The sequence below is a fragment of the Pseudolactococcus reticulitermitis genome (genome assembly GCF_002260845.1).
GTDB classification, from domain to species: domain Bacteria; phylum Bacillota; class Bacilli; order Lactobacillales; family Streptococcaceae; genus Pseudolactococcus; species Pseudolactococcus reticulitermitis.
In genome coordinates this window covers 58,541-79,868 of record NZ_BEDT01000001.1, presented here as the reverse complement: position 1 = coordinate 79,868, position 21,328 = coordinate 58,541, and the positions used below count along the sequence as shown (strand labels likewise).

22 protein-coding genes are annotated in these 21,328 nt (G+C 41.7%); 13 read left to right on the top strand and 9 right to left on the bottom strand.

The genetic code is table 11. The annotated features are described in order from the left end of the window. Nucleotides 1-47 precede the first annotated feature (47 nt). From ftsE to nadA, 5 genes are all read left to right on the top strand, one after another. On the top strand, nucleotides 48-743 hold the full coding sequence (ftsE, locus tag RsY01_RS00350) for a cell division ATP-binding protein FtsE (protein ID WP_094783583.1): 696 nt from the start codon (nucleotides 48-50) through the stop codon (nucleotides 741-743). Then, nucleotides 736-1,671, top strand: a complete 936-nt coding sequence (gene ftsX, locus RsY01_RS00345) for a permease-like cell division protein FtsX (RefSeq protein ID WP_094784209.1) — start codon at nucleotides 736-738, stop codon at nucleotides 1,669-1,671. The genes ftsE and ftsX overlap by 8 nt, the downstream gene beginning before the upstream one ends. A 170-nt stretch (nucleotides 1,672-1,841) precedes the next feature. Beyond that, entirely contained in the window at nucleotides 1,842-3,368 is a 1,527-nt protein-coding gene (gene nadB, locus RsY01_RS00340; protein ID WP_094783582.1) for an L-aspartate oxidase, read from the top strand. After that, nucleotides 3,340-4,191, top strand: coding sequence for a carboxylating nicotinate-nucleotide diphosphorylase (nadC, locus tag RsY01_RS00335; RefSeq protein WP_094783581.1), 852 nt, complete (start codon nucleotides 3,340-3,342; stop codon nucleotides 4,189-4,191). Before nadB ends, nadC begins: the two co-directional genes overlap by 29 nt. 48 nt (nucleotides 4,192-4,239) lie before the next feature. Then, nucleotides 4,240-5,352, top strand: a complete 1,113-nt coding sequence (gene nadA / locus RsY01_RS00330) for a quinolinate synthase NadA (protein WP_094783580.1) — start codon at nucleotides 4,240-4,242, stop codon at nucleotides 5,350-5,352. A gap of 49 nt (nucleotides 5,353-5,401) precedes the next feature. On the opposite strand, the gene RsY01_RS00325 is transcribed toward nadA, so the two are convergent. The 3 genes from RsY01_RS00325 to RsY01_RS00315 all read right to left on the bottom strand — a co-directional run bounded on the left by RsY01_RS00325 (nucleotide 5,402) and on the right by RsY01_RS00315 (nucleotide 9,254). Further along, the gene (locus RsY01_RS00325) at nucleotides 5,402-6,121 is read right to left on the bottom strand and encodes a GntR family transcriptional regulator (RefSeq protein ID WP_094783579.1); all 720 of its coding nucleotides are present in this window, start codon (nucleotides 6,119-6,121) and stop codon (nucleotides 5,402-5,404) included. A 270-nt stretch (nucleotides 6,122-6,391) separates the two neighbouring features. Beyond that, nucleotides 6,392-7,369 carry an L-lactate dehydrogenase gene (locus RsY01_RS00320; RefSeq protein WP_094783578.1) on the bottom strand — a complete coding sequence of 326 codons (978 nt, stop codon included), beginning with the start codon at nucleotides 7,367-7,369 and terminating at the stop codon, nucleotides 6,392-6,394. Between the two features lie 256 nt (nucleotides 7,370-7,625). After that, nucleotides 7,626-9,254 carry an Rqc2 family fibronectin-binding protein gene (locus tag RsY01_RS00315; RefSeq protein ID WP_094783577.1) on the bottom strand — a complete coding sequence of 543 codons (1,629 nt, stop codon included), beginning with the start codon at nucleotides 9,252-9,254 and terminating at the stop codon, nucleotides 7,626-7,628. A 297-nt stretch (nucleotides 9,255-9,551) separates the two neighbouring features. Between RsY01_RS00315 and RsY01_RS00310 the strand changes: the two genes are divergently transcribed. Genes RsY01_RS00310 through ndk form a run of 6 tightly spaced genes read left to right on the top strand, consistent with a single transcriptional unit; the run spans nucleotide 9,552 to nucleotide 13,561 of the window. Further along, entirely contained in the window at nucleotides 9,552-10,016 is a 465-nt protein-coding gene (locus RsY01_RS00310) for a hypothetical protein (protein WP_094783576.1), read from the top strand. Nucleotides 10,017-10,052: 36 nt separating this feature from the next. Next, on the top strand, nucleotides 10,053-11,054 hold the full coding sequence (gene trpX, locus RsY01_RS00305) for a tryptophan ABC transporter substrate-binding protein (protein WP_094783575.1): 1,002 nt from the start codon (nucleotides 10,053-10,055) through the stop codon (nucleotides 11,052-11,054). A gap of 37 nt (nucleotides 11,055-11,091) precedes the next feature. Next, nucleotides 11,092-11,931: an ABC transporter permease gene (locus RsY01_RS00300; protein ID WP_094783574.1), complete on the top strand. Its 840-nt coding sequence runs from the start codon at nucleotides 11,092-11,094 to the stop codon at nucleotides 11,929-11,931. Next, entirely contained in the window at nucleotides 11,921-12,688 is a 768-nt protein-coding gene (locus RsY01_RS00295) for an ABC transporter ATP-binding protein (RefSeq protein WP_094783573.1), read from the top strand. The genes RsY01_RS00300 and RsY01_RS00295 overlap by 11 nt, the downstream gene beginning before the upstream one ends. Beyond that, nucleotides 12,689-13,123, top strand: a complete 435-nt coding sequence (locus RsY01_RS00290) for a hypothetical protein (RefSeq protein WP_094783572.1) — start codon at nucleotides 12,689-12,691, stop codon at nucleotides 13,121-13,123. A 21-nt stretch (nucleotides 13,124-13,144) separates the two neighbouring features. Then, a complete protein-coding gene (ndk, locus tag RsY01_RS00285) occupies nucleotides 13,145-13,561 on the top strand; it encodes a nucleoside-diphosphate kinase (RefSeq protein ID WP_094783571.1) in 417 nt (138 codons plus the stop codon). Between the two features lie 42 nt (nucleotides 13,562-13,603). On the opposite strand, the gene RsY01_RS00280 is transcribed toward ndk, so the two are convergent. Genes RsY01_RS00280 through RsY01_RS00255 form a run of 6 tightly spaced genes read right to left on the bottom strand, consistent with a single transcriptional unit; the run spans nucleotide 13,604 to nucleotide 17,887 of the window. Then, entirely contained in the window at nucleotides 13,604-14,596 is a 993-nt protein-coding gene (locus RsY01_RS00280) for an ABC transporter substrate-binding protein (RefSeq protein ID WP_094783570.1), read from the bottom strand. Continuing rightward, entirely contained in the window at nucleotides 14,593-15,312 is a 720-nt protein-coding gene (locus tag RsY01_RS00275; RefSeq protein WP_094783569.1) for an ABC transporter ATP-binding protein, read from the bottom strand. Before RsY01_RS00275 ends, RsY01_RS00280 begins: the two co-directional genes overlap by 4 nt. Continuing rightward, complete coding sequence (locus RsY01_RS00270; RefSeq protein WP_202971650.1) at nucleotides 15,290-16,057, bottom strand: ABC transporter permease; 768 nt, start codon at nucleotides 16,055-16,057, stop codon at nucleotides 15,290-15,292. Before RsY01_RS00270 ends, RsY01_RS00275 begins: the two co-directional genes overlap by 23 nt. Further along, nucleotides 16,050-16,667: a hypothetical protein gene (locus tag RsY01_RS00265; protein ID WP_094783567.1), complete on the bottom strand. Its 618-nt coding sequence runs from the start codon at nucleotides 16,665-16,667 to the stop codon at nucleotides 16,050-16,052. The genes RsY01_RS00270 and RsY01_RS00265 overlap by 8 nt, the downstream gene beginning before the upstream one ends. Beyond that, the gene (locus tag RsY01_RS00260; RefSeq protein WP_094783566.1) at nucleotides 16,668-17,273 is read right to left on the bottom strand and encodes a hypothetical protein; all 606 of its coding nucleotides are present in this window, start codon (nucleotides 17,271-17,273) and stop codon (nucleotides 16,668-16,670) included. Further along, a complete protein-coding gene (locus tag RsY01_RS00255) occupies nucleotides 17,270-17,887 on the bottom strand; it encodes a hypothetical protein (RefSeq protein ID WP_094783565.1) in 618 nt (205 codons plus the stop codon). The genes RsY01_RS00260 and RsY01_RS00255 overlap by 4 nt, the downstream gene beginning before the upstream one ends. Nucleotides 17,888-18,298: 411 nt before the next feature. Here RsY01_RS00255 and lepA point away from each other — a divergent pair, with 411 nt between their 5' ends. Together lepA and argC are read left to right on the top strand one after the other, a co-directional pair. Beyond that, nucleotides 18,299-20,128: a translation elongation factor 4 gene (lepA, locus tag RsY01_RS00250; protein WP_432205759.1), complete on the top strand. Its 1,830-nt coding sequence runs from the start codon at nucleotides 18,299-18,301 to the stop codon at nucleotides 20,126-20,128. 161 nt (nucleotides 20,129-20,289) lie between these two features. Next, nucleotides 20,290-21,327, top strand: a complete 1,038-nt coding sequence (argC, locus tag RsY01_RS00245; RefSeq protein ID WP_094783564.1) for an N-acetyl-gamma-glutamyl-phosphate reductase — start codon at nucleotides 20,290-20,292, stop codon at nucleotides 21,325-21,327. The last annotated feature ends 1 nt before the right edge of the window (nucleotide 21,328 follow it).

The window sequence follows — 21,328 nt, the reverse complement described above, 5'->3', positions numbered from 1 at the left end:
TGTTATAATAGAGATATGTTGACAAAAAACAGAAAGAAACTAAAAATATGAGTAGTATTATCAAGTTAAGTAATGCAACTAAAAAATATAATAACGGGACAACTGCGCTGCGCAATATCTCAGTGGATATTGAAGCCGGAGAATTTGCTTACGTCGTAGGCCCTTCAGGCGCTGGTAAATCAACCTTCATCAGATTATTATACCGTGAAGTGAAATTGGATAAAGGTCAGGGCAGGGTCGCTGGCTATAATCTGGAAAAAATTAAAAAACGCGATGTGCCCATGCTCCGTCGCTCTATCGGTGTGGTTTTCCAGGACTATAAATTATTGCAAAATAAAACAGTCTATGAAAATATCGCCTATGCCATGGAAGTTATTGGCAAACGTCCACGTGAAATCAAAAAAAGGGTCATGGAAGTGTTAGACCTCGTTGGTCTCAAACACAAAGTCCGGTCATTTCCAAATGAATTATCAGGTGGTGAGCAGCAACGGGTGGCGATTGCCCGCTCAATTGCCAATGCACCCAAAGTCTTGATTGCTGATGAACCGACTGGGAACTTAGATCCTGAAAATTCATGGGAAATTATGAATCTCCTTGAAAAAATCAATATTCAAGGGACAACAATCTTGATGGCAACGCATAATTCACAAATCGTTAATACCTTACGTCACCGCGTGATTGCCATTGAAAACGGTCGAATTGTCCGAGATCAACTAGAAGGAGAATATGGCTACGATGATTAGAACATTTTTTAAACACCTGTGGCAGTCGATTAAAAATCTCCGCAGAAATGGTTGGATGACAGTTGCGGCTGTCTCATCTGTTACCATTACCCTCGTATTGGTCGGCGTTTTCCTAGCCGTTATCCTCAATACGACAAAATTAGCCACTGATTTGGAAAATAATGTCCGGATTTCAACTTTCTTGAAACTCAATGTGCACGATGGGGATAAAGAAATTGTTGACCCGAATGATAAATCAAAAATGATGACAAATCCAGACTATCATAAAGTTGAAACTGCGATTAAAGCTGTGCCACATGTCGTGAAAGTGACGTATTCGAGCAAGGCAAATGAGTTGGATAAACTTACGAAATCGCTGGGGAATACATGGAAAATGTTTCAAGGGGATAGTAATCCACTTTATGACGTTTACATCGTTGAGGCGGATAAGCCTGAAAATGTAGAAACAGTCTCTAAAAATATCAGTAAAATTGAGGGTGTTGAGCGTGCCGATTATGGTGGGACCAATACTAAGAAAATTTTTGGTCTCTCAAAAGTCGTGAGAACTTGGGGACTTGGGGCTGCAGGCCTATTGTTGTTTGTTGCGGTCTTCCTGATTTCTAATACGATTCGGATTACGATTTTGTCTCGTCAGAGAGAAATTCAAATCATGCGTCTGGTTGGTGCTAAGAACGGTTATATCCGTTGGCCTTTCTTCCTTGAAGGCGCCTGGGTTGGTTTGCTTGGTGCGATTTTACCGAGTGTGCTTATCGGTATTGTTTACCGGATTGCTTACGTTGGGTTACAAGGTACATTGTCGCAACAAGGTCTTTACTTACTGAATCCGACGACATTTGTGCCACAATTGATTATTTTAATGGTCGTTGTCGGTGTGGCGATTGGCTCACTTGGTTCGATTATCTCAATGCGTCGTTTCCTCAAAATTTAAATATTCAAGATTAAAAGAGCGAATAGTTGCTCTTTTTTTGCTCTTTTTCAAGGTTTTCTATTTCACCAGACGCATTTTATGGTAGAATAGTAACAATATATTAAGTTTGTAAATTTACAAACTTAAAGAGGATGTTGGAAATGAATGGATAGTAGTTGAAAGAAGAGAGCATGAAAAAAGTTGTGATTATTGGCTCAGGGATTGCAGGGGCAACAGTTGCGTATTATCTGAAAGGGCAAGCGGCTGTCACGATTATCTGTAAGGGAAATCGGGAAGACAGTAATTCGATGCTAGCACAAGGTGGTATCGCAGCTGTCATGAAAGGGCAGCAGGCTGAAAAAGGTCAAGAACCGGACAGTGAAGCAGAGCATGTGGCAGATACCTTGTCTGCTGGTGTCTTTCATAATCAGCCAAAAGCGGTTGAGAAGATGGTGCATGAAGGGCCACAAGTCATTCAAGATTTGATTGACCAAGGGATGAGTTTTGACAGAACTGCTGAAGGACAGCTCGATTTGGGTCTTGAGGGGGCACACTCGCATAAGCGAATTTTGCACGCGGGTGGGGATCAGACAGGTCGGCAGTTGACCAGTTTTATCCATGATCAGCTGACCTCAGTCAAATGGCTGACGCATACTTTTGCTTTAGATTTTGTGATAGAGGATGGGCGAGTTGTTGGGTTAGATTATTTAGACGAAAATCATCAAAAACAGACCATTTTTGCAGACTATTTTGTCTTAGCAAGTGGCGGGATTGGCCATTTGTTTCAAGATACCAGTAATCATGCGACGATTACTGGCGACGGTCTAGCCATGGCACTGCGTGCAGGATGCGAGTTGTCTGATATGGCATTTTTACAATTTCACCCCAGTCTTTTAGACGGCGGTAAAAAAGTGCAGCCGATTTTGATTTCCGAAGCGGTCAGAGGGGCTGGTGCTAGATTGGTTGATGAGCATGATTGCCCGATTATGGTGGGTCGCTCAAACCAACTCGACCTCGCCCCACGTGACGTGGTCAGTCGCATTGTCAACGAACAGATACAAGCTGGGCACAAGATTTATCTGGATATTTCTGACGTTGTGCATTTTTCACAACAATTTCCAGCCATTGCGAGTTATTTACAACAAAACAACCTTGATTTTGCAACAAGTCAACGCATTCCCATTAAACCAGGCATGCACTTTCTGATGGGTGGCGTCAAAACAGATTTTTCAGGGCGGACAGGACTTAATCGGCTATATGCAGTAGGAGAAGTCGCCTTTACAGGTGTCCATGGTGCCAATCGCCTAGCAAGTAATTCACTACTAGAGGGCTTGAGTTTTGCCAAAAGTGTGGCTGAAGACATCCTAGCTTATAGAGCGTCAGCTTCTCAAAATCATCAAAAATTAAAAGTCAGACAAAACTCAGTTAGTATGATTCTGCCAAGCCGAGCTGACCTGGTTAAGCGGACATCTGAGACGTTAGGTATCATTCGGAGACCCGCGAGCATACGCCAGTTTTTAGCTTGGTTATCGACGTTTAATTATCAGCACTTAGACCCAACCTGCACAGATCGCGAGCAAATCGAGACAGCTAACCTATGTTTGGTAGCGGAAACGATTGCCAAAGCAGCACTGGCTAGACCTGAAAGTCTAGGTGCCCACTATCTATTACCGGAGGAAGAAGAACCGCATGAATCTACAAGCACAGGAAAAAATTAAAGCTTTTTTGATAGAAGATATTGGCACGGGTGATTTATCAGCAGATTTAATTTTTGATCAAAATGAACAATCCAGCGGTGTTTTTGTTGCCAAATCTGATGGCATTATCGCCGGGCTTGAAGTCGTGCAAGAAGTCTATGATTTACTCGGTCAGGATGCGACATTTATAGCAGAGGTTGCAGATGGTGATAGCGTTAAAAAAGATGAAATCATTGGGCGAGCAACGGGCAACATCCGAACGCTGCTAACTGGAGAACGGGTGATTTTAAATCTCCTCCAGCGGATGAGCGGTATTGCGACTCTTACCCACAAAGCGATTGAAATCCTAAACGATCCAACGATTAAAATTTGTGATACACGTAAAACTGCGCCGGGCTTGCGTTACTTTGATAAATTAGCGGTTAAAATTGGCGGTGGTTTTAATCATCGAGTGGGACTTTATGATGGTGTCATGCTCAAGGATAACCATATCGCTTATGCGGGTAGCATCTCAAAAGCAGTTGAAAAAATCCGCCAGCAAATCGGTCAAATGGTCAAAATCGAAGTTGAAATCGAAACTGAAGACCAGTTATATGAGGCGATTGATGCCGAGGCTGACATTATCATGTTGGATAATCGGACACCAGAGCAAGTGGCTGCTTGGACGAAACTGGTACCAGATACAATCCTGACTGAGATTTCTGGTGGCATCACCTTGGATAATCTAGCAGACTATGCGCACACAGGGGCTGATTATCTTTCCTTGGGTGCACTCACACACTCAGTCGTGGCTTTTGATATTAGTTTTAATAGTCATGATGGGAAAGAAGCTGATCAGTCATAACTGATAAAAAATGAAACAAGTTGAGACAAAATAAGATGAGGAGAAATCATGCCACGTATTGAGACCGCTAAACCGACATTTGATAAGACAACTATTATTCCTGAACGCTATCTACACCTATCTGATGGTGAAATGATTCGCAAAATTTATGAGAAAAAACGCCAATTTGGTCAAGAGTTATTGATTTTGGCACATCATTATCAAAAAAATGAAATTATTCCTTTTGCTGACTATGTGGGGGATTCCTTACAGTTGGCAAAAGAAGCGGCAGCTAATCGTTCAGCCAAGCACATTATTTTCTGTGGCGTGCATTTCATGGCTGAGACGGCAGATATGCTGACGACTGATGAGCAGAAAGTTTATTTACCGGACGCTATGGCTGGCTGTTCCATGGCGGATATGGCGAACTTGCAGCAGTTGGAAGAAGCTTGGCAGGTACTGGAAACGACCTATGCTGAACCTGTGATACCAGTGACTTATATCAACTCAACCGCCGCAGTCAAAGCTTTTGTTGGCAATCACGGTGGTGTCATCGTGACCTCAAGCAATGCAGAAAGCATTTTAAAACGTGTTTTTGACCAGCACCAGCGCGTCCTTTTCTTGCCCGACCAACATTTGGGGCGCAATACTGCCTTTCAACTCGGGATACCATTGGCACAAATGGCGGTTTGGCACCCTAAGCAAAATAGACTTGAAGCAACGGGCGACCTTCAAGATTTGAAAGTCATTCTCTGGCAAGGGCGTTGCTGTGTGCATCAGCAATATACGGTGGCTCAAATTGCAACCTTACGCAGTCAAATCCCAGATTTGAAAGTCATTGTCCATCCGGAATGTCCGATTGAAGTGGTGCAGGCAGCAGACAGTTATGGCTCAACTAAAAAAATCATTGATGAAGTCGCAGCAAGTCCAGAAGGGACGAAGTGGGCGATTGGGACAGATAATAATTTGGTTAATCGCATGATACAAGATTTTCCTGACCATGAGATTATTTCCATTAACACCTCAGCCTTTTCATGTATCACCATGAACCGCATTCGCCTCGCCCATCTCTTATGGACGCTAGAAGAAATTGAGCAAGGCTCAACACTTCAGCAAATCACAGTCGACAAAGCCACACAAATCTCTAGCCTCAAGGCACTTGAGCGAATGTTGGCGAAATAAATAAAAATCCCTCGTAATGAGCCAAGGCTTGTACGGGGGATTTGTCATTTTAGTCATGATCGTTAGCGATTAAAACAGTTTCAAAGTCAAATTCACTTGGAATATGACTAGCAATCGAAAATTCAAAAATTCGACCATCATCTAAATAGCCAATTTGTTCTGTTTGCATCAAAAAATCCGTATCTTTTAACTTAAGATAGGCTTTTTCAAGCACACTCGGTCGAACACCAGCGACTTTAATATGGGCACTTTTAATGGTTAAATTGAGCTTTTTAGAAATATAACCATAGATGGATGTTTCCAGCTCTTTAGTTGTCAGCCCAGGAATAATCGCAAGTGGCATCCAAGTATATTCGATGATCGCAGGGACTTTTTTAATTGTCCGCAGGCGGATGATTTTGTAAACCAGACTTTCTTTATCGACACCTAATTTGTCTGCAATGTACTGGGTAGGGGCTTCAGTTGAAAAGCCGATAATTGTCGAAGTGACCTTGTCCCCATGTAGCGCTGTACTCCCAGTTAATGGCGAAAACTTAGTAATGCTTGAGTTTTTAAAGTTCTTGACGAAACTGCCAGAACCTCGACGTCGCACGATATAACCCTCTTGCACCAATAAATTAATGGCTTTGGTAATCGTTAATTCACTGACATTAAATTGCTCAGCAAGGATACGACCTTGCGGTAATTTCTCATTGATTGGGTATTTACCGGACTCAATATCGTATTTAATCTGGGTATAAATGTCAATATATTTGGTATTTGTTCTCATGTTAGCTCCGTGATTGTATTTTATATAGCTATATTATATCATGTTTATTTGATTTTAAACTATATAGGTTAAAATATTATGGAATTAATGAAAATATTAGGGATATAGGAAACGGTTGTCATGTTTAAATTTAAAGAGATTGCAAAGAATAGAGATATGATGACAAATGCTCATTTAAACACTATAGATTAAAGAGATATAAAGGAATATATAGAAAAAAAACTCTTATCCCTCGACAAGCGAAAGATAAGAGTTGATGTCATCATTTAATTATTTAACTGCAGAGCTGAATTCTTCTTGAGAGAAAGCTTCATCAATGATTGCTTTCAATTCTTTAGCAGAAGCTTCCATTTTTTGTTGTTCAGCATCATTCAAAGGAATGTTGACTGGACGAACGATACCGTGTGCCCCAACGATAGCTGGTTGACCGATAAAGACGTCGTCGATACCATATTGACCAGCTTGGTAAACTGAAAGCGGCAAGACTGCATTTTCGTCATCAAGAATCGCTTTTGTGATACGTGCCAAGGCAGCAGCGATACCGTAGAAAGTTGCCCCTTTTTTGTTGATGATAGAGTAGGCAGCATCACGAACGTTGATGAACAAGTCAACTAAACCTTGTTCGTCGATGTCGCGGTTGTCTTGCAACCATTGTTCAAGTTTAACACCGGCAACGTTAGCGTGAGACCAAACGGCAAACTCAGAGTCGCCGTGTTCGCCCATGATATAAGCATGGACTGAACGTGCGTCAATACCAATTCTTTCAGCAAGCGCTTGGCGGAAACGAGCTGAATCAAGAGATGTACCAGAACCGATAACGCGTTCTTTAGGGAAACCAGAGAATTTCCATGTTGAGTAAGTCAAAACGTCAACTGGGTTAGCGGCAACAAGGAAGATACCGTTGAAACCTGAAGCAACGATTTGTGTCACAACATCTTTGTTGATACGGAGGTTCTTTTGAACCAAGTCAAGACGCGTTTCACCTGGTTTTTGTGGCGCACCAGCTGTCAAGACAACAAGGTCAGCATCATGCGCATCAGCGTAAGTTGCTGAGTAGATGTTTTTAGGTGACGTAAAGGCAAGCGCATGGCTCAAATCTTCAGCATCGCCTTCAGTTTTTTCTTTAAAGATATCAACGATACCAAGTTCTTGCGCGATACCTTGGTTAACAAGGGCGAATGCGTAAGAAGAACCTACAGCACCATCGCCTACGAGGATAACTTTTTTGTGCAATTTTACATCAGTCATAATGAGATGAATTCCTTTCAAATGCTTGGTATTTCCAAGTTTTTCAAACAGTTAAATTATATCACTTTAGACTTACTTTGTCAGGTAATAAGTTCAATTTTTTTCAAGAAATTTTCTGTAATCGTTTTCTAAAAATGCGTGCCAATTAAATCAAAAGTGTTATTTTGATAAAAATTAGAAAACTGAGGCTCAGCAGACAGGAACAGCATAAAAATAGAAGCCTACCGCTGATTTAAATCAACGATAGGCTTCTATTCTAATCACATTTCATCTCACGAATTTTAGCTTCATCAGCTGTCACACGTAAGGTTTTTTGCCCCACATAAGTCACAAAACCAGGCGGTGTACCAGTTGGCTTATGGAGTTTTTTGACATCAATCATATCCACTTGCACCAGATTGGATAGGCGAGCCTTGGAGTAGTAGGCTGCCAGTTCAGCCGCCTCTGTAATCGTTTCATCAGACGGCGCAGGATTGCCTGTGATAATCACATGAGAACCAGGGATATCTTTGGCATGAAACCACAAATCGCCTTTTCGAGACAATTTAAAGCTGACTTGTTCATTTTGCAAATTATTTTTCCCGACTAGGATCATCGTGCCATCAGATGCTTGATATTTTTCAGGCGGTAGTAATTTTTGTTTCTTATTATTGCGATGTTTTTGCTTGATAAAACCAGTCTGAATTAATTCTTCTTTAATATCGGAAATTTCAGTCACAGTCGCTTGTTCTAGCGCATTTTCAACGGACTCTAAATAGGTAATCGTCTGTTTGGTATTGGCAATCTGCTCGCCCAAAAATTTGACAGCTTGCTTGAGCTTAGCATATTTATGGAAATATTTTTGAGCATTTTGATTGGGCGTTAAAGCCGGATTGAGCGCAATCTCAAGTGACTCATTGGTATAGTAGTTATCCAAAGTAACCGACGGTTTATTATTAGGCACTTCATGCAGAAAAGTCGTCAACAACTCGCCTTTTTGGCGGAAAATTTCGGCACTATCCGTCGCTTTCAGCTCCCGTTCTTGTTTTTTCAGTTTCTTACGATTTTTATCCAGCTCCCCAGCCACCTTGCGAATTACCTCACTTGCGACTTGGCGCACCCGATCTCGCTCAGCCTTATTTTGGTAATAATGGTCGAGCATGACAGACAAGGTCTCAAAAACTTGCGCATCGTCAGACAAGCGAATCGCAGAAAAGGTATCGTTGGGATAGATAGAAGGAGAGACCGTTGTTAAAAACGATTTGAAATTGTTCAAACTCAAACCTGTCAAAGCTGTGGCGCTATCCCGGCCCAGTCCTTGGAAAATTTGCTGTAAATTTTCACCAGTCTGTAAAGCGTCAAATAATTTTTCATCAGATGCCGTAAAAGGATTGCTTTTCCCATCGCTAGGCGGTGCGAGATAAGTCGAGCCAGGCAGAATCGTCCGATATTGATTTTGTGAAAAACCAACGTGTTTGATGGATTCCAAAATTTTATTCGACTCTCGATCCATCAGAATGAGATTACTGTGTTTCCCCATAATTTCAGCAATCAGAGCAATTTTCATGCTATCGCCAATTTCATTTTTAGAAGAAATCTCAAAGATAATTTGGCGGTCATTGTCAATCTGATAAATCTTTTCGATAAAAGCACCACTGAGATATTTCCGTAAAATCATGGTAAAGGTCGAAGGCGTTTTAGGGCTTTCAAAAACAGTTTCGGTGAGCTGGACACGGCCAAAAGTAGGGTGGGCGGATAATAATAATTTATGAGATTTTTGATTGCTGCGCACTTGCAGCACCAATTCGTGGTCGAAAACCTGATTAATTTTCTGAATGCGACCACCTGTTAGTTGCTCAGATAATTCCTGAGTCATGTGATGTAAAAAAATACCGTCAAAAGACATGGTAACTCCTTTTAGATGTTGAGGCGACTGTATTGAGACTATGAAAAATAGGAAAAGCCGTAAACGGATGGCGTTCGTGCGGACTTTTATCTTTTTTCCTAGTCTCAAGGAGCCGAAACTCAGTTAAAATATTGCGGGACTTGTTCTGAAAGAAGGAAATATTTTTCGTCCCTCAGAACAGGTTAAACGTCAGAGTAAATAGGCGATATAATAGCAAAGCGTGTAGGTCAGATAGTTTCTTCTCCTATTTTATCAGAATTTTTTGTAAAATGCCCATTTTTCAGTTATAATGAAAACATGAAGAAAAAATATAGAATTTGGATTGTGTGCACAGTCGTTGTTCTGTTCTTGATTATCCTGACACCTAGCATTCATCGCCACGTTAGACGAGAGGAAGGTCAGATTATTCCTAAAGTCACGGTAACGGACCAAATTCATGCCGTGCCAAACGACGATATCAAGCAGTTGCTTAAAACGCAACCCAAAACGACCTTGATTATTTTAAATGCGAAAAATACCAAGCTCAATCAAAAATTTGACAAGTTTATCAATCAAAATCAAAATTTAGGGCTCCCCAAAACAATCTATATTGTTCAAGAACTCTATCATAACAAAACGCTTGATAAGCTCAATATTGATAAATCAGCCATTAATATTGTGCAGTTCGAGGGTGAAACGCCCCAAGCCATTTATCCGATTACATCAAAAACAGCTTTTGATCAAAGTTTGATTGACCAGCTTAAAAAACTTTCGGCTAATTGAGCATGCCCCCATCTTTTATAAAGGAGTGATTACCAGATGAAAAATAAAAAAATGCTAGTTGCAATCGTTGTTATCGTCATAATAGGCTTAGGGTCTATCTTGATTCCTAAATTTTTCAAGCAACAAAATAAAGTTAAATCATCAGATGTTACAGTCGGTGTTTTACAGTTCGTAACCCATCCAGCTTTGGATCAAATTTATAGTGGCATCAAGGAGGGTTTAGCCGATGAAGGCTATGCAGATGCCAAGATTAATTTCTACAATGCCCAAGCAGATCAGTCAAAAGTGACAACAATGGCGGGGCAACTGGTGGATCAAAAAAATGATGTGCTGATTGGGATTGCGACACCATCTGCCCAAGGGCTTGCCAATGCGACGACAGATGTACCTGTTATCATGGGGGCAGTCTCTGATCCAGTTGGTGCCAAACTGGTCAAAAACGTGAAAAAACCAGAGGGCAATGTGACAGGTGTGTCAGATAAGTTTCCAGTCGCTAAAGAAATTGAACTGATTAAACAAGTCACGCCTAACGTTAAGAAAATCGGTATCTTGTATAGCTCATCTGAGGATAACTCAAAATCTCAAGTCGCTGATTTCAAAAAAGTGGCGACCAAACAAGGCTATGAGGTTTCAGAATACGCCGTGTCATCAACCAATGACATCACAACAACTGTCAACGTTGCCCTGTCAAATGTTGATGCGCTTTACGTGCCAGTAGACAATACGATTGCCTCAGCCTTCCCGACCGTTATCGAATTATCAAACGCAGCGAAGATTCCCGTCTTTCCATCAGTTGATACCATGGTGGCACAAGGCGGTTTAGCAGCAGTGACGATTAACCAACATGATTTGGGTGTCGCAACAGGGAAAATGGCAGGACAGGTCTTAAAAGGCAAAAAAGTGTCAGAACTGCCAGTCGAATTTTACGATACAACCCAACCAGTTATCAATGAAAAAGCAGCTAAAACTTTGGGCATTACCATTCCTGAAAGTGTCGTCAAAGCTGCCAAAGCAGCCGAAGAGAAGGGAACAAAATAAAGCACCATCGCAATTAAGATGACGCTTTAGATTTACTATGATAGTATCAACGATTAATCAAGGCTTATTATGGGCGATTTTAGGTCTGGGGATTTTCATGACCTTTCGCATTCTTAATTTTCCAGATATGACGACAGAAGGCTCCTTTCCCTTGGGCGGGGCCGTGGCAGTCACGCTGATTACCCAGGGCGTCAACCCCTTTGTCGCAACTTTTGTCGCCTTTTTGGCAGGCTGTGCGGCAGGGCTGATTACTGGCTTGCTCTACACCAAAGGCAAGATTCCGACGCTTTTAGCAGGCATCTTGGTCATGACCTCTTGTAACTCCATCATGCTCATGGTTATGGGGCGAGCCAATCTCGGCTTGCTCGGTGCCGCTAAACTCAAAAGCACTTGGATTAGCGTGTCTGCCGTTCTTCTTGTCCTAGCGCTCATCTTTTATTTTCTCAATACCAACCTCGGACAGGCCTTCATCGCCACAGGTGATAATGTCGAGATGGCGCAGTCTTTTGGGATTCATACTGGGCGGATGGAAGTCCTAGGCTTAGTCGTGTCCAATGGTGTCATTGCCCTATCGGGTGCTTTGATTTCACAAAACGATGGCTATGCAGACGTGTCAAAAGGGATTGGAGTGATTGTCATCGGGCTTGCCAGTATCATTATTGGGGAAGTTTTCTTTGGCAATGTCTCACTGTTTGAACGTTTATTCGCCATTGTGATTGGCTCTATTTTCTACCAATTTTTGATTTTAGCGGTGATTAAGCTTGGTTTCAATACCAATTATCTCAAACTTTTCAGTGCCATTGTCTTAGCGATTTGCTTGATGATTCCGACCTTTAAAGCCAAGTTTTTCAAGGGGGTAAAGCTCAATGCCAACTGACAAGATTCCAATTATTGAACTCAAACATGCAACGAAAATCATTGAAACTGGTGACGAACGCAAGGTCATTTTAGATGATGTGTCCTTGAAAATTTATGCCAAAGATTTCATTACCATTTTAGGTGGGAATGGGGCTGGTAAATCTACTTTATTTAATGCCATTTCAGGGACGCTAATGCTGACTTCAGGTTCAGTGTTTATCAAGGGCAACGATGTGACCAATCACAGTCCTGAAAAGCGTGCTGCTGCGATTTCCCGTGTCTTTCAAGATCCGAAAATGGGCACAGCACCTCGGATGACCGTGGCGGAAAATATCGCGATTGCTGCCCTTCGTGGGAAGCGAAGAAGCCTTGGTTTGCGCAATATCACGACCTATAAGGCTGATTTTGCCAGTCTGGCTGAGCAAATCGGTAATGGTCTGGAGAAGCATCTGGACACACCGACGGGCAATCTCTCTGGTGGGCAAAGACAGGCGCTGAGTCTCTTGATGGCGACGATTGTGCCACCAGACTTACTCTTGTTGGATGAGCATACGGCGGCGTTAGATCCGAAGACGTCTGTGGCTTTGATGCAGTTGACAGATGATTTAGTCACGAGCAAAGATTTGACGGCGCTGATGATTACGCATCATATGGAAGATGCGCTCAAATATGGCAATCGCTTGATTGTCATGAAGGACGGTCAAATCGTGCAAGACTTGGCAGCGACTGAAAAAGAACAGATGAAATTAGAAGATTTCTATAGGATATTTGATTAGATGAATAAGATAATACAAAAAATTTCACGCGTGGTCTTGGCATTTTTCGCTCTGATGCTGCTATTTGTCGGGGGGATGACTTTTCAACGTTACTTGACGGAGCATAAGGAAGTCAAAACCATGGTCATTGGTCAGGTTGTTAAAACGCCTAAGCGTGGCAAGATGGTCGCCTATACCTTTGAAGGTAAAGCCTATCAGGCTGCGCCAGTAGCGAATTTTTTAAAAAACTTTGGGAAAGTCGGAACGGAAATTCCTGTTTATGTTAATCATAATCACCCGACAAAAATCTATATCAGAAAAGGGGCGACCAGTCTCTTGATTGTAGCTTTAGCCTTGATTGGTTGGGCGATGTTGATTGTGCTAGTCTTGTTTTTTGAGTATTGGTTTCTTCATAAGTTGAAAGATATGGCTAGAGAAGAGAATAAAAATAATTAATTTAAAAAGGGGAGAGTTCAAATGGAAAATACTTTTTTTATCATCAAGCCTGATGGGGTTCGCAGGTTATTAGTCGGGTCAGTGATTAATCGCATCGAACATCGTGGGTTTACGATTGAAAAATTGGAAATGCGTCAGGTCACAAAAGAAGTCCTGGATCAGCACTATGCTGATTTGGTTGACCGACCTTTTTATCCTGATATTGTGTCTTACATGACATCAGGCCCTGTGGTCATTGGCGTTTTGAGAGGGTCAAATATCATTAGCTCTTGGCGCAAAATGATGGGTGCGACAAATCCGACAGATGCCTTGCCTGGCACGATTCGGGGTGACTTTGCCCATGGTTCTGATGATGATTCTGTCGAAAATATCGTTCATGGCTCTGACAGCCCGGAGTCTGCAGCCCGTGAAATCACCCTTTGGTTTGGCGAAAACTAAAAATAGCTCTCAAAACATTTTCAGTTTTGAGAGCTTATTTTTTTAGTTGACAGGATAAATGAAAAGTTTGTCAATGTCAATTTTTTGATCAATCATTTTATTTTCAAGCATGAAGTCTTGTGTTTTCTTGAGAGAAGCGACATCAGATTTTTTGAGTGTGCTGTCGAAATCATACATTGGATACATCGATTCAACGGCTGAAAGCTCTAAACCAGTTTCTTTGGCAGAAATTGCCATGGTTTCATCATAATTGTTTGCCATATACTCTAAGATTTCTTGCTGTGTTTTGACAAATGCTTTAACCAATTCAGGATTTTCGTTATAGAATTTAGTACTTGTTGCTGTCAGAGCGACTGGGTCAATCAAGTCTTTACCTGTCGTGATAATCGGATAGCCTTCTTTTTCAGTTGTATAGGCGGTAGGACCTGCTAGCAATGCGGCATCAATTTTACCAGCTAGGAGTGCGGCTTGTGTAGAGGGGATGTCCATTGAAACAAAGTCGATATCTTTTTCAGTGAGGTTGGCTGACGCAAGATAGGTCAGCAGTAATTCATGGAGCACAGTGCCTTTAGGCCCTGCAACTTTTTTACCTTTCAAATCGGCGGCACTTTTGATGCTTGTACCCTTAGCGCCGAATAGTTGATAGGCTTCTTGGGAGCGGTTGTAAGCCGAAATGATTTTAATATCCGCACCATTTGCGGCAGCTAAAATAACAGAAGTTGAGCCGACACAGTTTAAAAATTGCACATCTCCTGAAACCAGTGCTTGTGTTTGCTCGGGTCCTGTTGTTAAATCAGAGTAAGTAACGTCTAAACCATAAGGTTTGTAGGCTTTAGCAAACATTTTTTGATCTTTTTCAACCATGGAAGGCACATTTAATGGTGATTTGACATAAGTGACGTTGATTGCCTTGAAGGCATAGCTTTTTTTGTCTTCTTTTGTTGTTGTCTTGCTGCTATTAGTCGTGCAGGCTGATAAAGCGCCTAAACCGATGATAAAAGTTGCGGTTAAAGTCAGTAGTGTTTTAAATTTCATGCGTTTTCTCCGTTATCTATTGTTGTTAAAATATCTTTTTTCAATTGAATCCAATGATCTTGTAAAATATCGCGTTCATAGGGCAAGTGTGATAAGTCATATTGTTTTTTGACTTTGCCTTGACTGAGAATGACAATATGTTGCCCCAGTAACATGGCTTCATCAATGCTATGTGTGACAAAAACAATGCTTTTTTTCTTGAGTCGATAAATGCGAATCAGCTGTTTTTGCATCTTTTCTCTGGTAAAGTAGTCCAAGGCGGCAAAGGGTTCATCCATTAAAATCATGTCAGGATTGTAGGCATAAGCTCTCGCAATGGCGACGCGTTGTTTCATGCCGCCAGAAAGCTGATGAGGATAGGCATGCTCATAGCCTTGAAGCCCCACAAGGTCAATGAGGTACTGGACATCAGACAAAACGGCTTTTTTCAGCCCCAACGCAATATTTTTCCAGACAGGTAGCCAAGGCATCAGTCTGGCTTCTTGGAAAATGGTCGTAATTTTCATCTGCTCGTCCTTGACAATATCACCAGCGGTCTGTTTTTCAAGTCCGCCTAAAATTCTGAGGAGTGTTGTTTTCCCGCAACCACTTATGCCTAAAATCACAGTAATCGTATTTGTCGGAAATGTGAGGTCAATACCTTTTAAGACATGTTTCGTCTGGTCATCAAGCTGATAAGATTTTGCCAGATGTTTAAGCTGTATGGCTGTCGTCAAAGTTGGCTCCTTTCGTAAATTTCCTGATTAACTTGGTAAGGAAAAGATTGGTCAAACTGCCGATACAGGCAAGGATTAAAATCCCCACAATGACCTTGTCTGAGCGCGACATTTGCTGGGCATCCAAAATCAGATAGCCAAGTCCGCTGCTTGACGCAATCATTTCAGCACCGATAATGGCTCTAAAACTATAACCAAGCCCAATCTGCATCCCGATTAAAATATCAGGGACAGCATTAGGGAGTTGAATCTTAAAGAAATTTTCTCTTGTCGTCAAGCCTAGACTTTTGCCAACTTCTAAAAGCTGCTGATTGCCTTGCCCTAAGCCCTTTTTGATATTGGAAAACATGGCAAAAAAGGAAGCAAGAATGATAATAATAATTTTTGACGCCTCACCAATTCCCAGCCATAAAATCAAAAGTGGAATCAGACTAATCGGCGGTATATTCCGCATTAGCTCAATCAGATAGTGATAGAAAACTTGAGTTTTAGGGGCGATACTGGCAAACAGACCTAAAATGAAAGCAAGCCCAAAGGAGAGGCTAAAGCCAATCAAGACCCGTTTCATACTAATGGCGGTATCAACAAGTAAGCTACCATTTTTCAGCATCAGGGTAAACGTGTCAAGTACTTTCGCAGGGGAAGGCAGGATATAGGCGCTTACCCAATGGTTCATGGTGGCAAGTTGCCAGAATAGCAAGAGGATAGCTGGTAGCAGTAGCGAGGGTATGATTTTTTTAGACATCCGTGACCCCATCTCCGTTATGACAGCCGTCTTGACAATAGAGCATTTCAGCGAGTGTTGTTGTCTCTTCTTGATGCTGCTGAAAGAAAAAGTCAATCTGATTTTTATTGCAAAGATTGGCTATTTTTTGCCCCGTTTTAAGCTCAAAGAAACCGGGTGGAATAGGACTTGCGGTTAATTTTTTGGCGGCGAGCTGAACTTTAAATTTCTGGACAAAGGCACGCCAAGTTAGGAAGATTGTATTGTCTAGGGCTAGGCTATCGCCTAATTCGGCTAAGGATTGGCAAGGTGTTGTAATGTAAAGGAGGGCGGTTGACGGGCAATTTTTCCTAGCTTCTAAGGCAGCATGAATCAAAATCGGCTGAATTTGAGGGTAGGTAAGCGAACGATTGGGATAATGACTTTGAACATGCTGAACTGCTAAGGGACATCGCTGATCGATGACACAACTTGTTGCCTGATTAACCGCTTCTTGATAGTGATTTTTGACATCTTGGACATGATTTTCTTGGTTGATAAAACGCGTCATGCCTAGCGTGTCAAGGACTTGTGTCAATGCTTTCGGGTCATAGAGCTTTTCTACGACAGGATTAATCCAAACATAGGTCATTTATATCTCTCCATAAGCCAGCCAAGGCAAGAAACCTTCTAAAAATTTCTCTGTGGCGGGCATGAAATAACTGCCAAAATGGTACTCAGGATCAAGACAAGTGACAAGCCATGTACCGAACTCAGGCGTTTTATCAAGATAAAAAATGGTGCCTTCATTTTCTTTGGAAATCAGACTGGTCACCTGATTGAGTGGTTTAAAGAAACCATGTTGATGCCAAGTCGCATCAGCTAAAGTGATGTAGTCAAAGAGTGGATAATCAGGCGTATCAAGCTTTAAACCACTGGACTGTGAAGAATCCAACCACCACCAAAAATTAGTTTCTCTGTCAATCCATGCCGTATTTGGAATCAAATCATTTGGTTGAGGTCCCATGGCAACGACGATGCCACCGCTTGCCGCAAAGGCTCTGATCGTGGCTTGATGACGGTCAAGTAAGTTCAGGGGCAACTGTGACGGCACCCAAAGAATATCTAAGTCTTTTAAATCTTGGGGTGTCAGTTCTGGCAGATAAATTATTTGATGAATAAATTGCGCAAATTTGCCTTCTGAGAATGCTCTAAAATGGAAAAAAGCACCTGCATACAAAACACCAATCTTTCTCATTTTAGCCCCCCTTTCAGTTTTAAAATTTCTTGATTGACCCAAGCCAACGTATTTTGGCTGATTTGGTCTGTCGACTTATTTTCTCCTTGATAGCCAAATAAATTGCGACCAGCGTGCATTAAAATCGTGCCTGGGGTCGTTGTTCTATCTATATATGTCACGACTTCTCCAGATTTAAAAGTCAACTGTATCTCAGCAGTTTCAGCGGGGCGATGGTAGCCTCTAGCATTAAAGCCAGCAACCCCACGCCGATAGTTGAGCTCATCGACTTTAACAGATTTAAAAATCTCTGATTCTGGCGTGATGTACAGGTTGTAATCTTGATGAGCCTTGATAGCCTTAGGCATGAAAAGTGTCGCCCCCGGTATAAAATCACGGAAGAGTTGACCGCAGAAGATGACAATTTTTTGACTGTTTAAAAAGTGTAAAATAGCTTGTCGATGCCGATAAAGTAATTCTTGATCAACAAATTCAGTTATCAATAGGCAATCGTAGTCATTTAATAGCTTGGCCTCAAAAAGATATTGGTCAACTAAATCAATCATTGGATTGATTGGTAATTGATAAGTAAAAGCATTCTTGGCATCTAACTGCAAAATATGGTTTTGTTTCAAAGTTTCTCCTTTCTGCGATTTCATATTATGAAATCTTGAAACTTGACCTGCGCTTTGTCCAAGCGGGGTCATTCGCGAATTATACTCAGTTAAGTAAAGAAAGTGAACAAAATTTTTGAGCTATTTTTCGCCAATTCGAGGCGACAAGGCGTAGGCGTACAGGTGTATGTCAAGACTTGACAACGAAGAAGTGACAGAAAATAGCCGAAAATTTTTACTGTATTTGCTTAAATTGAGTACAATGCCCGCTCCAAGGCTTTCTCTGAACGGATATTCGCTTGAAGTTTTTTGTCAAACTTCTTTTACATTTTATCAAAATAGAGAGAAAAGTCAAACTGTTTTTACATTTTAAGAGAATGGTAACTTGAAAAGCAGTTTCTAATTAACATAAAATATGGTAAAATAAAGCTTATGACGATAGACTTAAATGAAATTAAAACACGGCAGAAAAATATTCGGAATTTCTCGATTATTGCCCATATTGACCACGGGAAGTCAACGCTGGCTGACCGTATTTTGGAGCAGACCAAAACGGTAACGGCGCGTGAAATGCAGGCGCAACTTTTAGATTCAATGGATCTGGAGCGCGAGCGTGGCATTACCATTAAACTGAATGCCATTGAGTTGAAATACACTGCTAAAAATGGGGAAGACTATACTTTTCATTTGATTGACACACCCGGACACGTCGATTTTACCTATGAAGTGTCACGTTCCCTTGCAGCCTGTGAGGGTGCGATTTTAGTCGTGGATGCGGCGCAAGGGATTGAGGCTCAGACCCTTGCCAATGTTTATTTGGCCTTGGACAATGACCTTGAAATCTTGCCAGTCATCAATAAAATCGACTTGCCAGCAGCAGATCCCGAGCGTGTTCGCGCAGAAATCGAAGACGTGATAGGTTTAGATGCCTCTGAAGCGGTCTTGGCATCAGCTAAAGCTGGGATTGGGATTGAAGAAATTTTAGAGCAAGTCGTTGAAAAAGTGCCTGCACCACAAGGCTCTGTCGACAATCCTTTGAAAGCCTTGATTTTTGACTCAGTTTATGATGCCTATCGCGGTGTCATTCTCCAAGTTCGGGTCATGGACGGCATTGTCAAACCGGGTGACAAAATTCAGCTCATGAGCAATGGCAAAACTTTTGATGTCACCGAAGTTGGCATTTTCACACCGAAAACCGTTGGGCGTGAGTTCCTAGCGACAGGTGATGTGGGGTATATCGCTGCTGCTATTAAAACCGTCGCTGATACACGTGTCGGTGATACCATTACCTTGGCTGAAAATCCAGCGGAAGAACCGCTTCATGGCTACAAACAGTTGAATCCCATGGTTTTTGCGGGGATTTATCCGATTGAGTCCAATAAATACAATGATTTGCGTGAAGCCTTGGATAAATTGCAGCTTAATGACGCCAGTCTCCAGTTTGAGCCTGAGACATCGCAAGCCCTCGGCTTTGGTTTCCGTTGTGGTTTCCTCGGCTTATTGCACATGGATGTCATTCAGGAACGTTTGGAACGTGAGTTCAACATTGACCTAATCATGACTGCCCCGAGCGTGGTTTATCATATCAATACAACCGATGGCGAAATGCTTGAAGTGGCTAATCCGTCTGAATTTCCTGATCCGACTCGGGTTGATAATATCGAAGAACCCTTTGTCAAGGCTCAAATTATGGTGCCTCAAGACTATGTTGGTGCCGTGATGGAGTTAGCCCAGCGTAAACGTGGTGATTTTGTGACCATGGATTATCTGGATGAAAATCGTGTTAATGTGATTTATCAAATGCCGCTGTCAGAAATTGTATTTGACTTTTTTGATAAGCTCAAGTCAAGCACTAAAGGCTATGCCAGCTTTGACTATGAAATTTCGGAATACCGTAAGAGTTCACTTGTTAAGATGGATATTATGCTTAACGGCGAGCGTGTCGATGCCTTGAGTTTTATTGTCCATAAAGAATTTGCCTATGAACGCGGTAAAATTATCGTGGACAAGCTCAAGAAAATCATCCCACGCCAACAATTCGAAGTCCCAATTCAAGCTGCCATTGGTCAAAAAATTGTCGCACGCTCAGACATTAAAGCCTTACGTAAAAACGTCCTCGCTAAATGTTACGGTGGCGATATTTCTCGGAAACGTAAACTCCTCGAGAAACAGAAAAAAGGTAAGAAACGCATGAAAGCCATCGGTAATGTCGAAGTGCCGCAAGAAGCCTTCTTGAGTGTTTTGAGTATGGATGATGAGTAAGGTTTACTGAAATATTGAAAAATCGCAGTGATGCGTTTTTTGTATATCAATACAAAATTTATGGGAAAATGCATAAATTTTCAAAATAACCCACTTTCAACTTGACAAATGAAAAAATATACATTATTATTGTATATATATTCAATTAAAGGATAACGCTTATGAAAAAAATAGCCATCATTGGTATCTCGGGATACTCAGGATTAGAACTGCTGAGGCTGCTCCATAGCCACCCAGAAGCTGAAATTGTTACTGTCTACGGCACGTCAAATATCGGTGCTAAACTCACAGACCTTTTTCCAAAACTGCTTCATTTTCCAAAATATGCAGACTTGACCATCAAGACCTTCTCGTCTGATGAAATCATGACCACAACCGATTTGGTTTTCTTTGCGACACCAGCTGGGATTGCGGCGGAGTTAGCGACAGATTTCATCGCGGCAGACTTTCCAGTCGTCGATTTGTCAGGTGATTTCCGTTTGAAAATTCCGGCGCAATATGAAAAATGGTACAAAAAACCAGCCATCCATAAGAATTTATTATCAAAAGCGGATTATGTCTTAGCTGATTTTGATAGACCGACGCAAGCTTATATCTCTAATCCTGGCTGTTATGCGACAGCAACGCTATTAAGCCTAGCACCGCTATATCAAGCCAATCTGATTCAGCTAGACAGTGTCATTATTGATGCCAAATCAGGCTTGTCAGGCGCAGGCAAGAAATTGACCGACAGTAGTCACTACGTTACTGCTAACGAAAATGTCAGTCTTTACAAACTCAATCAGCACCAACACATTCCAGAAATCTTTAACAAATTAGTCTCTTGGAACACCGATGCGAAACCAATCCAATTTTCAACGTCTCTGATTCCGGTCAATCGTGGCATTTTTGTTTCAACCTATGCCAAATTAGCTGAGGGGGTTACTTTCACAGATGTGGTGGCGGCTTATCACCAGACTTATGACGCTAAATACTTCGTTAGAGTCTTAACTGACGGTCTCTTGCCTGATTTGCATAGTGTCGTTGGTACAAATTTTACCGACATTGGCCTCGGCCATAATGAACTGACGAATACCTTGACGGTCGTGACCGTTATCGACAACCTCGTGAAAGGAGCGGCAGGGCAAGCGATTCAAAATATGAACCACTTTTTCGGTTTTGACGAAAAAGCTGGGCTTGACCTCGTGCCGATTTTATAAC

What these genes read in the sequence shown, in the direction of transcription:
- ftsE (WP_094783583.1), top strand. Translation starts at nt 48, where the DNA reads ATGAGTAGTATTATCAAGTTAAGTAATGCAACTAAAAAATATAATAAC.
- ftsX (WP_094784209.1), top strand. Translation starts at nt 736, where the DNA reads ATGATTAGAACATTTTTTAAACACCTGTGGCAGTCGATTAAAAATCTC.
- nadB (WP_094783582.1), top strand. Translation starts at nt 1,842, where the DNA reads ATGAAAAAAGTTGTGATTATTGGCTCAGGGATTGCAGGGGCAACAGTT.
- nadC (WP_094783581.1), top strand. Translation starts at nt 3,340, where the DNA reads ATGAATCTACAAGCACAGGAAAAAATTAAAGCTTTTTTGATAGAAGAT.
- nadA (WP_094783580.1), top strand. Translation starts at nt 4,240, where the DNA reads ATGCCACGTATTGAGACCGCTAAACCGACATTTGATAAGACAACTATT.
- RsY01_RS00325 (WP_094783579.1), bottom strand. Translation starts at nt 6,121, where the DNA reads ATGAGAACAAATACCAAATATATTGACATTTATACCCAGATTAAATAC.
- RsY01_RS00320 (WP_094783578.1), bottom strand. Translation starts at nt 7,369, where the DNA reads ATGACTGATGTAAAATTGCACAAAAAAGTTATCCTCGTAGGCGATGGT.
- RsY01_RS00315 (WP_094783577.1), bottom strand. Translation starts at nt 9,254, where the DNA reads ATGTCTTTTGACGGTATTTTTTTACATCACATGACTCAGGAATTATCT.
- RsY01_RS00310 (WP_094783576.1), top strand. Translation starts at nt 9,552, where the DNA reads ATGAAGAAAAAATATAGAATTTGGATTGTGTGCACAGTCGTTGTTCTG.
- trpX (WP_094783575.1), top strand. Translation starts at nt 10,053, where the DNA reads ATGAAAAATAAAAAAATGCTAGTTGCAATCGTTGTTATCGTCATAATA.
- RsY01_RS00300 (WP_094783574.1), top strand. Translation starts at nt 11,092, where the DNA reads ATGATAGTATCAACGATTAATCAAGGCTTATTATGGGCGATTTTAGGT.
- RsY01_RS00295 (WP_094783573.1), top strand. Translation starts at nt 11,921, where the DNA reads ATGCCAACTGACAAGATTCCAATTATTGAACTCAAACATGCAACGAAA.
- RsY01_RS00290 (WP_094783572.1), top strand. Translation starts at nt 12,689, where the DNA reads ATGAATAAGATAATACAAAAAATTTCACGCGTGGTCTTGGCATTTTTC.
- ndk (WP_094783571.1), top strand. Translation starts at nt 13,145, where the DNA reads ATGGAAAATACTTTTTTTATCATCAAGCCTGATGGGGTTCGCAGGTTA.
- RsY01_RS00280 (WP_094783570.1), bottom strand. Translation starts at nt 14,596, where the DNA reads ATGAAATTTAAAACACTACTGACTTTAACCGCAACTTTTATCATCGGT.
- RsY01_RS00270 (WP_202971650.1), bottom strand. Translation starts at nt 16,057, where the DNA reads ATGTCTAAAAAAATCATACCCTCGCTACTGCTACCAGCTATCCTCTTG.
- RsY01_RS00265 (WP_094783567.1), bottom strand. Translation starts at nt 16,667, where the DNA reads ATGACCTATGTTTGGATTAATCCTGTCGTAGAAAAGCTCTATGACCCG.
- RsY01_RS00260 (WP_094783566.1), bottom strand. Translation starts at nt 17,273, where the DNA reads ATGAGAAAGATTGGTGTTTTGTATGCAGGTGCTTTTTTCCATTTTAGA.
- lepA (WP_432205759.1), top strand. Translation starts at nt 18,299, where the DNA reads ATGACGATAGACTTAAATGAAATTAAAACACGGCAGAAAAATATTCGG.
- argC (WP_094783564.1), top strand. Translation starts at nt 20,290, where the DNA reads ATGAAAAAAATAGCCATCATTGGTATCTCGGGATACTCAGGATTAGAA.